At 33.6% G+C, this 14,647-nt stretch carries 5 protein-coding genes; all 5 read right to left on the bottom strand.

The window, feature by feature from the left end; all coding sequences use genetic code 11:
- Positions 1 to 3,153, bottom strand: a complete 3,153-nt coding sequence (locus EG348_RS17030; protein WP_123984169.1) for a class I SAM-dependent DNA methyltransferase — start codon at positions 3,151 to 3,153, stop codon at positions 1 to 3.
- Positions 3,154 to 3,504: 351 nt separating this feature from the next.
- Positions 3,505 to 5,235, bottom strand: coding sequence for an ATP-binding protein (locus EG348_RS17025; RefSeq protein ID WP_123984168.1), 1,731 nt, complete (start codon positions 5,233 to 5,235; stop codon positions 3,505 to 3,507).
- A complete protein-coding gene (locus EG348_RS17020) occupies positions 5,235 to 8,996 on the bottom strand; it encodes an Eco57I restriction-modification methylase domain-containing protein (RefSeq protein WP_123984167.1) in 3,762 nt (1,253 codons plus the stop codon). The genes EG348_RS17025 and EG348_RS17020 overlap by 1 nt, the downstream gene beginning before the upstream one ends.
- Positions 8,997 to 8,998: 2 nt before the next feature.
- Positions 8,999 to 12,385, bottom strand: a complete 3,387-nt coding sequence (locus EG348_RS17015) for an SNF2-related protein (protein ID WP_123984166.1) — start codon at positions 12,383 to 12,385, stop codon at positions 8,999 to 9,001.
- Positions 12,386 to 12,938: 553 nt separating this feature from the next.
- Entirely contained in the window at positions 12,939 to 14,555 is a 1,617-nt protein-coding gene (locus tag EG348_RS17010; RefSeq protein WP_123984165.1) for a hypothetical protein, read from the bottom strand.
- Positions 14,556 to 14,647: the final 92 nt, after the last annotated feature.

Below are 14,647 nucleotides of genomic sequence, written 5' to 3'. Positions count from 1 at the left end.
CTAATTGCCGTTTAAAATTTCTAAAATTAATTCGGATGCATCTTCTAGTGCCATTGACTGAGTCCAGAAACGGCGCTGGTTAGGTCGGATTATAAAGATATCCCTTCCATCTTTATAGTTGAGTTTTTTCCTAAAGTAAATATTAGTTGATTTCCGTTCCCAAAGATAATTATCAAGTCTACGAAGCTCATCGTCAATGTATTCTTCAGAGAAACAAATATCTTTTTTCACATTTTCAAATGTCAATTTTGTAACTATTAAAGACGTATATCTGCTTATATTATAGCATGTCATATTTGCAAAAAGATCCTGCCCATCCAATAAATCATTTATTTCAGTGCTGATAATGTCTGAATATAACGTAATCTGCTCCTGCAAAACTTGATACAGTGCATGTGATTTTTCCTGCTTATGAAACAAATCTATGCTGAATTTTATTGCATCATTGATTACAACAATCTCATTATCAGTAAGGTCGAAACTCTTAAAAATTATCTGATCAATAAAGTCAATTTGAATTTTAATATCTTGTTCTTCGATATAATCATATAGGAAAGATTTACTCTTAAGCTTCGAAATAATATCCCTCGACGTACTAGCAATTAGATCATCTTCTTCTTTACTAAGGTTAATCGGTATTGATAAATACTCTCCTTTCATTATCTGTTCTCTTTCAATACCGTAAGAAGAAATAGTCATAAACAAAAAGTAAGTGCTTATGGAAGAGTTAAAGTAAGCCATTAAAGTATGTAATCTTTCAACTTCATCAATATTTGAATAGAATCCATATACCCCATCTCTGAACGAACAATCCTTACTAATATAGGTGGCGCACACAGTATTCATTTCAAGTCCTTTTTTTAATAAAATATGCGGATTTGTGAATGCATCAACATCGCCAAGTCTTCTGAATGATGTAAGTTGATCAATCTGCGAAATATTCTGTACTTCGTAAAGTTTAGTGTAAAAATCTTTTGCCTTAGCTGTCTTTATTGAATTTCTCACATTACCCAATACGGTATCGGGTGTGTAATATTTTGTGATAAGATCAGTATCCAAATAAGGTAGCCGGGTCAGAATTTTTGACATCTTGGGCTTATCTTTAACTTGTGTTAAAAGCTGAAACCCAACAGCTGATTGTATATTATAATTCTTGTTGTAAGATTCGATATCTTGGTACACGCTACTACTTAGTCTTTCAACCAATTGCCAGTCACTCATACCTCCCCACATAGCGACCTTCCATATCTTGGTGTTATCTTTTCTACATTCTTCACGTGGAAGATGTTTGACATCTGAAAAATCGATGCTCAATCCTTCGATAATATTGGACTTGATATATGTTTTAGGCGCTACATAAATTATTTTATCAGAAGGATCCTCAGGCGCTAACTTTTGGTAGTAGACAATACTTATAGGGCCTGTCGCATCTCCAAATAACTGTCCTCCAAAATTTTTTTTGGCATTACGAAGAATAGAAAAGTTATAAACCTTTTCCACATAACATTCATTAAAAAGCCATCGTCTGAAATTTTGATAATTAGAACCTGTATTTGTCAATACCTTTGTATTGAAGATAAGAGCAATTTTCCCGTCAGGTGCAAAAGATGCGGCCTTGTGCAAAAAAGGCAGAACCATTTCTTTTGCGAAGCCATGTTGATCACAATATGTCCTAATCGACTCCGATTTTATATCCGTGCCAAATGGCGGATTTCCTACTACCAAATCAAATCTGATGCTTTCTATTTCGGGGTTGATTTCAATGGTATCCCTACAAAACAGATTATTACCCTGCTCTTTAAGGGCCCCATCATTAGGATTATTTATAAGGTTTGGCAGTCTATAATGTTTACTCTGCCAAATGGTCTTTGGATTCAGATTATCGACCAGTGCGAGATATAAACTAAAGGCGGCAACCTTGATTGCTTGCGGGTGAAGTTCAATTCCAAAAATATGCTCGGTAAGCAGTTTCTTCAATTCGTTAAAGTCAGTTAGTTTCCGCTTATGGTGATTTTCGTAACGCTTGACCAAACGCTTAAAGCTTTCAACCAAAAAAATACCGGATCCACATGTAGGATCAAGAATTTTAAGTTCATAATCTGTCTCGCCATTGTTTACAGGCAGTTGCTCGTTGAGGATAAACTCAACCAAGGTAGGAGGTGTGTAATATGTACCAGTTTGTTTTTTTAGTTCCGGGTCTGTCTCGAAAAGAAAATTTTCATAGATTTCGCTTAAAAGTTCAATCTGGATAATACTAAAATCGAATAGTCGCCAATTTACAAATAAGTTAGCTTGAGGTGTGTGATCATTACCACTTATAAAACACTTTTTTATAAGTTGGAGTTGAGCAACGCTTATATTCTCATCATCAGTCATGCTAAACACATTCCCATTGAAATGATCATCCAATTTTTGGAAAAGGGCATAAGTTGCTGTGGTATCTTCAAGAATATCGAAAAAAGATTTAGCTCCTTTCATAATATTGGAGTAAAACTTCTCATCGGTTGCATCCCTGTCTTCGAGATACAATAAAAAAAGCGATCGTAAAATAAGTCTATGAATTAGATTTATCTCCAACCCTTGGTCTTCGAGCTGCTTGGCAGTATTTACCAAGCTTTCCACGAGGTATTTATCAACCCTCTTTTGTATATTGATTTTTTTTCTAACAAACTCGGCTTCTTCAAGCGTCCATATGCTTCCCGAATCAATTGCCATCATAGAAAAGAGTCTATTTAGCTGGTCCAATTTTTCGCTGTCAGAAAATACGTAACGAACAATCTCGATTTTTTGCAGTTCTTTTTCTTCGTCGAAATTGTTTTGCGTTATAGTGAGTGGTTTATCAGAACAGTTGTAGATACGCAACTCAAATTCCGAGTAAACATATAAGAAGAGGACCTTTTTATAATTCCAAATCTTACGTTGTGCTTCCGCTATTTCCCGTAAGATCTTGGCATCAAATAAATTAACACTTTTTACGAAGATTGCAGGAAAACTGTTTCCAGCATCATCGGTATTAAAGTATACAGCATCAACTTCAAATTCACGAATCTGATCTAAAACAAGAACCTGACTTTCGGAAAGTTTATTAAATTCCGAATCGACCGATATCGCTCTCTGTAAACCTATTGAGGTTACAATTTCATGGCTTTTCATGATATGCTTTCCTTTGAAATATAATTCCCCATTCTACAAAAATAAGTTTTTAAATATTTACAGACAGTTTTATTTCTAAATTAATACTTGCTTTTTGAGCCTTCACGTTACAAAAAGAGCACCATTTGGAGCGAACTATAACAATCTTTTATCGACTGTCTACAGTGATTTCGACCGAGAATAACAAAAAATTTCAGATTTGCTTTTTAGGTAACCTGTCCTATTGCCAAATTAGTAGATTGCCTTAAAAGACATACTATATTTTACACAACTATACTATTTGCCAGACTTAACTCTGCTGCAAAGTAAAATATTGAAAACATGCAAAAATCTCATTTCTCCAATTAATTATTATTGATCTAAGTGTTCTTTTAAATCTTTAATTCTTTCAATAGCGTCTTTTAATTCCGCTCTATGGAGCGGGTTATCTGTATGATGAGAAGCTGGATTAAGAATTCTATCAAGAATTTCTTCAACATCATGCAAAACTTTCTCTTTAGATAAATTTTTTTCGTTCATTTCAATGAAAAAATTAAGAAGACGGTTTCGATAAGTCCTCAATCTTCCTTTATCGCCAGCATCCAGTGCATCATCGTTTTCAAAATCTGTAGCAATTTTCTTAATCTTGGCAATGTCATATTCACTCTTAATAAAGGTCTGTTTAAATTTTAAGTAACTATCAGATGAAACTATATTATAGGCTTCATTTAACTTATTTTTTAAAGTTGTAAAACCTGTACCCATATTTTTCATTTCTGGATCAAGAAAGGAAGACAAAATTGCCTCAGCTTCTAACCGTAGATTGTTGCCTGCATTTTCAAACTCATTTTGGTCAAAATTTTTAATTGCAAGTTGGAGGGGAGTTAAATTTTCTTTTATTGATGGGGCATCGTTACTGGTCTCTACTTTATTAAAATCGAAATAGACCCACTCTTCATCGTTTGTATTTCTACGAAGTAGGTTAAAGAAACCTTTATCATGAGTAAAAATAAATTTTTGAAGTCCATCAAAAAATTTCAACTCATCTTTATTTTCCTTATTAAGAATAATGCGCACTACATCCATCCTGTTTGATAAATCTAAGCTTAACAACATATCATCAAGCACTAATATTTTAAATTTGGCAGCCGCCAAAGGTCTATTTCTTAGGGCACCAACACGTATTCCGATAGCGATCCTTGTTAGCTGAGCCTCATTTAAAAAAGAATGAACTCTCTCAATTCTTCGCCAGTTACCAGGGTAATGTTCGTCAAAAACATCAACTGTTAATTTAATCTGCAACTCTTCCTCTCGAATACTTTGTTTTCTGTCTCCCCAAATTTTTGTTTTGATCAAATCAAAATTAAATTTGCCTTCAAAACTTAGGCTAACGCGCATTACATCTTTACCTTCGTAAAAATGGTCTTTTAGAAAATTGTTAGCATTCTCTGCTATTCTTGAAAGTAAATTTTGGATTCTCACGTTTAGGGCGTCGATACCTTCGATGTATTTGGTCTTTCTGCCCCGCGAAGCAACTGCACCTTTTGGACTTCGAGGAACATCCAACGTCGGCTTTTTGATGATGTCATTAAGCCAGTTATTAGCCCCATCCATCAAGAAGGGAAAAATGTCACGCTCAAATACTGGCCACAAATTCACCTCCTGCTTGTGCGAGGAGCGATAAAAATTTTGAAGAAGCTTATAATTGATAAAATCACTTGCCAAATTTAACTCTTGTATAAGGGTATCTGCCGGGTTATTCGTATTGATAACGTCATGCGAAATCGTAAAAGTCTGCTCAACTTGAGTGTCTGTATCTATCGAAGTTAATTTTATGTACGAATCCTCTTTTGCGTCAACAAAAACATTTCTTAATGTTTGATGAGTTCCTTTGTCGGACTCCAGATATTTCTTAAAATACTTCTGTACTTGATCATCGTCCTTAGTACTACTTTGCAAAAATGTATATAAGGCCCAAAATAAAGAGGATTTGCCAGAGCCGTTATTACCATAAACTAACACATGTTTTCCCTCAATTGAAAAAACCTGTTCACTCTGAAATGCCTTAAAATTCTTAATTGTTATTTCCTTGATTCTCTTCATCAGCTTTCCATTATTGGTTTTAATATCTCTGGACTTCTCACTGAAAATAATTTAAACCTATTAATTACTTCGTTATCTGGATGAGAATATTTAGAATACAAATTATTTATCTTTCCAGGCAAGTTAGAATCATCTATATCCCTTTTAAAATTTTGATGGATAAAATCATCTTTTATATATTTATACACATCAATATTATTTTCTTTCATATGCTCGCCAAAGTACAATTCTAGTATAAGTGAATCAATAATGCTTTGAAAAATTTCATGTACATTAGAATCATTAGTATGAACTAAATAGAACGCTACTTCAGAAATTACATCGTGGATCGATTGCTCATATGCATCGTCAAAATTTATGTTCCTTATAGGTATACTAGCCAAATTTTTCAACAACACTTTCGCAAAAACCTTTCCTTTATTTAAGGATATTTTCTGATGAAAATGATTAACAAATTTTGAATTTAATAATCCTAATATATAATAGATAGACAATTTTGTTGACTCTTTTAGTTGAATTCCATAAGCAAGAGAATCAAAATAATAACCATCACGATCGTAAGCTGCGATTATGTGATCTGAAGTTTTCCTAACTAAAATTTTGTTTTTAACATATATATTTGGGTTCCTCAACGCGAAATCTACTTTCTTTTGTGCAACCATCCCACTCTTTGATCGTATATCCTTTATTGTAAGAGAATTTTTTAAAGTTTTATCGTAATTAACCCAAGTACCGGACCATTTAACATTATAGTTTTTAATATCTTTTCCAAGGACCATCTTTTGATGTTTTTCCGAAATTTTCGATTCAGAAATTAGTATATGTTTAACATTTCCAGGATTTAATCCATTTGAAAGAACAGCAATCTCATCAAGTTGAATTTCTGAAAGATTTTCTATTTTTAACTTTGGATAAAAATTTGAATCATGATTGTTGACTAGATCAGCCTGCTTCGTCATGAAACTTTCGACAACATCAAAAGGAGAAACTTGTTTTACTATTTGATACTCCAAGATATTCTTCAATGGTTGATCATCTGAACTACCAAAAAAAATAATGTTATCTCCAACTTCAACATTTTCGAATACACGTTCGTTGATCTCCACTATTTTAGGAATAGCATATTCTTCAAGTAATCTAGTTCGAGAATCATTCAGGTATGTATTGAAGACTAAAGATTTTGGTATAATAAAAGATAAACAACCATTTGTAGAATCTAAATTATCTAACCCATTTTCTAAGAACAGTACGTACAAGTTGATTTTATACGAAGCCATTTTATATCTTTCCCTGTAGTAACTTTGTTCTCTGGATTCGTCTGCACCAACAATTTTATACGGGGGATTACCTATGATTATGTCAAAGCCATCTTTTATATCAAACATCCATTCCGGATCAAAGAAAGATGAAGTAGAATTTTGATCAAAGGGATCCCAGTTTGCTAGCTTTTCGGCACTGTATACAGGTAAACCTTGACTCTTTAATTTTTCAGCTATTAATTCACGAAGCGCTTTATCTTTACTTCTGTACTTTAACTTAGTTTCCTTTGTACGGGCACCAAATAATTTACTCCTGATATCTTTTAACTGTAGCTCAAGTATTTTGATATCATCTGTCGAAAACAAATTTCCTTCCTTTTCAATATCAATTAATGTATTAGCTGTTACAAATTTAGTCTCCAAATTTGGTAACGGTCGGATACCAAAGTTCTCTCTGTTGGGGTTCACTTTTTGTTCAACTACCAAAGAAATAAAAAAACGTAATTTAGAAATCTGTGTAGCGATTGGCTGTATATCAACCCCGTATATGCTATTCTCTATTAAAAAAAGTTTTCTAGCATAATCAGGATCATTTATATTCTGATCAAACGCCTCATTTATTTCTATCAACCTTTGCTCCCTTACGCTCTTATCATTGATGTCGAAAGCTTCTTCTGCCTCTTTTTTTGCTTTTGTCTCCTGAATTTGTTTCCAGATTCTATTATCTGGATCTAACTTTTGAAGAATATGCACCATTTTTTGTAATGCTCCCATCGGGAATGCACCTGATCCGCACGCAGGGTCAAAAATGGTACATGTACTTAATGCATTAATAATATTTAACTTCAACTCTGGTGAATCGACAAATGGAACGTTGCTTCCAAAAGATATTAAATCCCGAAGTTCACTATCGATAGATTCCGAACTCAAACCATCCCATTCCTTAATTTTCCGTTTCAGATAGCTAACTAAAGTTTCGTCAACCATGTAGTTCACAACTTCACGCGGTGTATAAAACGATCCAGTTTGCTTTCTTGCAGTAGTTTTGGTTTCAGGGTTATAAGAAGCCAAAAGATTTTCAAACACCTTCCCCAAAAGTTCTGGGTCGAGAGCAACATCCTCTTCAATTGGGGTATTTTCAATAATTGTAAATTTATAGGATTTAAGTATATTTATTAAACCTTTAACTGCTGCCTTTTTATACTTTTTATCGTTGATTCCAATGATATCACTTATATCTTCTTCTTCCTCCAAACCAAAGAATAAATAATCCGGAACAACAAGTTGCTCTCCTTTAATCATTTGATCTGAAAATCCATCGACGTATAAATTATTAAATTTATCATCCAAACATTCAAACAAACCACCGTTTAGAAATGGCACCACTTTGTTTACTTTTGAAAGGAATGCTTCAGGATCTTTAAAGTGCTGTTTGTACCGCATTAAATAGTCAATCCCCCTATTGGTTCCATAACCTTCTCCCCTAAAACCTCTTTGTCTTCTATCTATGCTTTCCGATTCAATTGGACAATTTAGTGTTGCGAAGAATAAATTTTGCAGAATAGCCTTGTAGTAAACGCTTTCCAAATTTCTTTCTGTAAATAACCCGTGCTCATGGTAGGGCTCTATCTTTTTTAAAATATCTTTTTGTAAGCTATCAAGATTAAATAGTTCTTCAGGTATTAGCTTCTTTTCTCTAATAAACCAAACGAATAACAGCCTCGTTAACATCCTAATAACATTTGTTGCGTTATGTTCCTGGACTAAATCTTTTAGCGATACATTTTGGCTAATCACATCACTTTCAGTTGGAGCACCGGGAAAAATAACATGCTTGGTTGCCCAAAAATACCAAGTAGAGAGCTCTTGATAGAACTTTTTATTCAATAGACTTACATTAAACACCTCCTGCCAGTATATGTAAAGAGAGCTAAATGAATCAACTTTCCTACTTCCTGTTGTTGGAAGTTTTAGACCCTCCAAGATTCGTATGTGTCCAGAGTGAGTATTTTCAGTCTGAATATCCCGAAGCAAACGTACTTTTCCAACTTTTTCTCCTTCGCGCCAAGACTGCTTGTATTTAGATCGTTCAGAGTTAGCAAAGGCGAGATAATTGTCATATTTAAATATTATAACAACAGGTGTGCAATAGAATGCCCTATTAAAAGTCCTTGTAATTTCAGCAAGTTGCGAGCGCGTGGGTAAGGTTTTGCTGACACTATTTTTTATAGTGATACCGAAAATTAATATCCCATCATAGTCAGACTTTATATTACTAATCGAAAGAGATTCGTTACCTCTAAATGAAGCATCGTCTACGATACCGGCAAAATATACATCATCTATTAAGTCGAAGGTATCGTTAGCTTTATAAAAGTCTTGAAGCATATCTATCGCTGTCGTTGGCTTATCGGAAATATAATTCATGGGAACATTCAGGTCTTTAAAAAAAGATCTGATCGCATGAATAAAATCCAAGTCCTTAAATATTTTAAGTTTCATCTTTATACAGTAATTAAAAACCAGGTTATTAGATCAAATTTATCCAATTGAAATTTTTCTTCAAGCTTCATATTTTGCTTTAAGTCATTTAATGCATTTTTATCACCTGTCCGTAGTTTTGTCAATAAATCTTTTGCTGTTTTTCCCATCACTTTTTTAATTGAGCCATCCTCTTGAATAACTTCCTCTGTTGCTTGAGTGCTTAACCATGATTTAATAGCATTAACTAAATCACCTATCTCTTTTTCATCTCCACTATCAATTGCTTCAGGGATAAAACGGTATTGACCCTTATGATATGCTAGCGCATTTAACACGTCTTTTTGATTTAGCATCACAGAATCACCGTTCTTATTAATATAAATTAAATCAAATACCTTATACTCATGAGTTAAGGACTTGCTTGGTCTGCTAGGGTAACCAAGTAAAGCAATCAAACCTTCTTCAGAACATATCTGAGAATTGGCTTTAAAACCAGTAAACACCCCTTTTGGCATTCTTTGATATTTTAACTTATCACGGTTATATTCTTCAAACAAATCCTGCCTATAACGTTCGAGTGAAAGATCGTCAAATCCGAACGTTTCGTCAGCTTCTAGATCATCGAAACTTATTTGCATTTGACTCAACATTCTGTTGGTCATTCTTTGATCTAAAGACTCATCACGAACCATTTCTGCAAAAGTCTCTGAAAAACTTTCATCAACTTCAGCTCCCCCCAGTTTCATAGCTGCCATGCGCTGTTCAATTCTCTGCTGAAGATTTAAGTATGTATTAATATTATTTGAAGGCCAAAAATTTATTCCAAAAATTTTTGAATTAGGACTGCCTAATCGGTCTATCCGTCCCATTCTTTGAATAATGCGGACTGGATTCCAATGAATATCATAATTTATGACCATATCTGCATCTTGTAGATTTTGTCCCTCACTTAGAGCATCGGTTGCAATTAAAATATCAATAGGATTTTGGATAATTTCGTTCACACGCGAATTATTTATAGAAATCCATTCAATCCATTCATGATAAGCATCGATCCCACTTTTCGCAGTTTGAAAACCCCATTCACGCTCTTTAAAGAGTTTGGTATAGGGAGCGAAACGTTCCAATATTGGTTCAAAATTAACAACTTCCTTGTCGCTGTCACTCGTAAGTGAACCAGAACCCGATACCATTGCGAGCCTATTGAACCCCCGCTCTTTAAGTTGAGAATATAGGTATTCTGCCGTATCTTTGTAGACAGTGAAAATCACTAACTTCAGATTGCCATTATTATAGCCTGAAGCACGTTTTATATTTATCTGTTGGATTAAAGCTTCTAATTTATCATCTGTTGACCGCTGGTTGTTTGGAACCAGAATTTCTTTTTCAATCTTACCTTTAAATTTTTCAAGATTCACAAACAAATGATCCAACGAATCAAGATCTTTTTTTAAATCTTTTTTAAATGCATTTAAGTTTCCAGCTGAATCTATGTCAAGTAAACTTATTTTTCGTTTTTTACCTAGATACAAATCTTCAAAATCCCGAATTAATTCGTCATCTTCTAAAAGAATTTGTTCATCGGCAGATAATAACATGTTTTGCTTACCTGCCTGATATTGCCTAATTTTTTCTAAAACATTTTCATGATGCAATTTTATCTTTTCTACTGTCGAAAAAAATGAAGACCAAGAAGATTCTAGTCTTTTGACCATTAGAATGTACATCATCTTAACCAAAAAACGATCTCTTTGTCTTTCGTCATGGAGAATATTTTTCTCTTCATCTTTCTCAATTTCTAAGTAAAAAGCTGGTTGATAGCCAGAAAGCATTGGTGGAAAATGATCAAATAACTCCTCGAAAGATTCAAAATTACCTAAATGACGTGGTGTCACAAATAAATTAATCGGTTTTGCTTTTAACGGAAAGGACAAGTTCATTTGCTCCCCTTCTACCATTTTTCGGGTACGGGCAACTATGAGTGAATCTGTCAACGTAAAAAAATTGGCTGGCAATTTTCTAGTAAAGTCAGCAATCCGAGGTGATAACTCTTGCCGCCAATCATTAAACACTTTCTGCGCTGTTCGAAATGAGTAATCTAGATTACGAACATTTAAACTTTCATTAAACCCATCAATATTACCTTTAACCATAAGCTTAAATTGATTTCTAATATCATTTAACGAGTTATTGATTGGTGTAGCTGATAAAAGCAGGACTTTTATATCATCATTATATTTTAAAATTTTTTCTACAAGAAATTTATATCTGCCAGATTTGTCATTTCTTAAATTATGGCTTTCATCAATTACTAATAATTTTGGTTTATCATTGCTAAAAAGTTTATCGCCTCTATCAACGTATTTTTCCATTCGTTTAGAATCCAGATCAGTATGATACCTAATAAAATAATCAAATTGATCCTTCTCAAAACGAGCATCTTGGTTTTTCAAATACCTCCTCCAGTTATGCTCTAATTTTTTTGGGCACAAAACAATTATTTCGCGTCCCTGTAGTTGAAAAAATTTAATAACTGCTAAGGCGCTCCATGTTTTCCCTAATCCAACGGCATCTGCTAAAATAGCACCATTAAATTTTTGAAGCATTCTTATCAAGCTTAAAACACCTTTTTTTTGGAATTCATATAACAAGTTAAACACAACAGAATTTTCAAGCTTTCCTAATTGCCTATTAAAATTTACGTCATTTTCCAGATCAATAAGCTGATTTCCAAATATTTCAAAAAGGACTTTGAAGTATAACTCCCTGGGTGAATATTTAATGAATACCTGTTCTATCTCATTAATGAGATATTGCTTAAAGTCAATTTTCGAAATTACGCCATCACTGCTAATTATTGTTTTCTGATTATGAGCCTGTGGTTTGTTCCATAATGTCTCAAACCAGTCAGCCATTTCTTTATATTGGTTATTGTTCCCAGTCTCAGCAATATTTAACTCAATATTAGACGTGATTTTCTGCCCAATTCCAGCTTCAGTAAGATTTGAGCTTCCAGAAATAAAATACTTATTTCTATCATCATTCTTTGCGGGAGTAAAGATATAACTCTTCGCATGGCAAAAATTCGGTTCAAGAGTTTTTGCTGAAACGTTATTCTGTTTTAAGAAAGCAACAGCTTCTTTTGCTAATTTGCTTAATTTTAAAGATGCTTCGATTGTTATATTTTCGTTTAACAGATCTAATGGGTGCTCTTCAGAACTACTAATGTTAACAATATCACCTAAAACAAATCGGTAATCGCTTATTTTACTGTTGATTTCATTCGACAACCATGCAAGGGCACCGATCGTGAAATATCCAGTCACAATATCCAATCTGCCCTCTTCAGTAAAAGAAGATATCCATTCATGTACCTTAAAATTCTTATTCTCGTTGTCTAAAATCATTTCTATTAAATAACTGTTCTTATTATTGACCTAGAATCAAAGATTATCAAAGCATTGTATCTATAATTCATCAGTCGAGAACTCTTCAAATATATTGTTAGCTCGAATAAATTGATCCGCAGATCTCTCAGGATGAGATCTTTTCATTTAATCTCTGTGTTTTAATACTAAATATAAATCCTAGTCTTTTCCGAATCGTTTTGAGCACTAACCGTAAACCTGATAAAATCTCATTCGACATCCCTTGCTTACTTAAAGCATTTTTAAATATTGTGTTAGTATTGTTCCCATCTCCACAAAAGTTGTGATGAAACTTAAAAAATTCATTCAAAATTGTTTTATAAAAAAATATACATATTCCTGATTTTCAGAAATATAAAATTTTAAATTACAATTATATGGAAGACATAATTTTTCGCTAATTTTTTTAGCACAAAATAATAAAATAAAACCAAGAATAAACAGTCTTTAGTCAGTTAAATTGTGCTACTTTTCTAATCTAGTTAACAATCATCATATTAGATATATCTGTCATCTGCGCAAATTACTACTATTAATATTCTTTAACGCTTACATTAGCCTCATCAAAAGCTATATAACCGAAGGGAACTTTCAGCATCTCTCTAATCTCGTGCAAAAATTTTAGATCAGCAGATGTAGGCTCATTTGGTCCTACGATGATGATCCGTTTTGGTTTGTTACTTTTTTCATGGTGCAAATAATCAAATAGCTGTCCTATACCCTGTCGTATACACGAATATGCACTTGCAAAAGGCTTAATTTCATATATTATAATTTCTTCGGGGCTAATTCTTTTTGCATCTATGAACCTTTTTTCCCCAGAACAAAGATGATCCGGATAGGTCTTTTTTAAGTATTGAATAAAACGGTTTTGGATCCGGTTGTGTAACCTATTCACAATCACTGACGCAATTGCACTTCTTTCAAAACTTGTTTCAATTTTATTATTGTACCCCTCATTCGTAGGTTCAACATTTACAGCATCAAACTCACTTTCTTCCTCCTCATCAAAGACATCATTATACTGATTCCCAGAGTACCAGCCAAAAATTTTATAAAATTTTTCACCGTCCTTTTCCGGAGCTAATTTATGGATTGTACCAGCATAAGTCTCACCAGTTTCATGAACAAAGCCTGCCTCAATAAATTCTACATTTATATGATGCCCTAAAAGATCATCATCATGCCAATAAATACGGCCTTCTCTTTCGACCACTTCAGCATATGCGATTATTTTAAGTTGCCCATAGGCTCCTTGTGATTTCACTGCAATAATATCACCTTGTTTCATCTGCCCAAGATTTCGAAAATAACTTTTAATTTTCCCTAAACTTGGACTTTCATCATCCCAATTGTTATCAACAAACTCGTTAATAACTTTAGGGCTTTTTCCGAAATAGTTACTAAAGTCTAACCAATCTAGCCATCCTATTGCAATGCATCTATTTTCTATAAATTTTTCTATAACGGAGACGGTATCATTGCCGCTATCATCACTGTACTTGCCACCAACAATAAAATAACTTTTGTTAGAGATTTTGTCACGACCAGCAAATTGTGAATAAACACGATACGAAAAGTCCACCATATCCTCTTCGGATGGCTTATGCATGATGATGGCATTTTGTATTGCTAAACTACTGTCTTTATTAGTAAAAGTATGGCCGAGTCCCCTAGCAATAGCTAATAATGCCCGCTTACTGTAAACTGGAAGCAACTTCTTATTTGAAAATAAGCATGCAAGTTTCCACTTAACGATGGAATGAAATTCAATTCTTTCTATGGCCTCCCAGTCTTGGTTTAAGGAATGTCTTACAATCTCAAAAATTGACGTCCTGATATTACTAAACGCCTCCTCAAGTGTATTACCCTTTTGCCTCTTATATGCAAAGATTCCTTCCATCTTAAACCTGTCATCCTTAAACTCTTTAGCTTCTCCCTGTTTCGGCTTCCATAGTTCAAATTTACCCAAGGACATTCTTCCAATGACACCAAGGTCTTTTGTCCCATACTCTAGCCAATAGCATAAAGAATCATGATCTGACAACTCAGCATATTCTTCAATTGTCATCGTCCTTATCCGATTCAGATTCCAGGAATTTAAAAATGCGTCCAACGTAACATCAAAATGTTTAGGGTTTAATTGCATGATGAGGGTGTTAAATATTTTACGCACAATTTAAGTAATATAATATAACCCCTCTCTCATTTACGGATTTTTCAACTATTGCCACTTCACTT

It is taken from the genome of Chryseobacterium sp. G0201 (assembly GCF_003815655.1).
Classification (GTDB): domain Bacteria; phylum Bacteroidota; class Bacteroidia; order Flavobacteriales; family Weeksellaceae; genus Chryseobacterium.
Note: the sequence above shows the minus strand (reverse complement) of the source record. Positions and strands in the feature narration are given on the sequence as shown.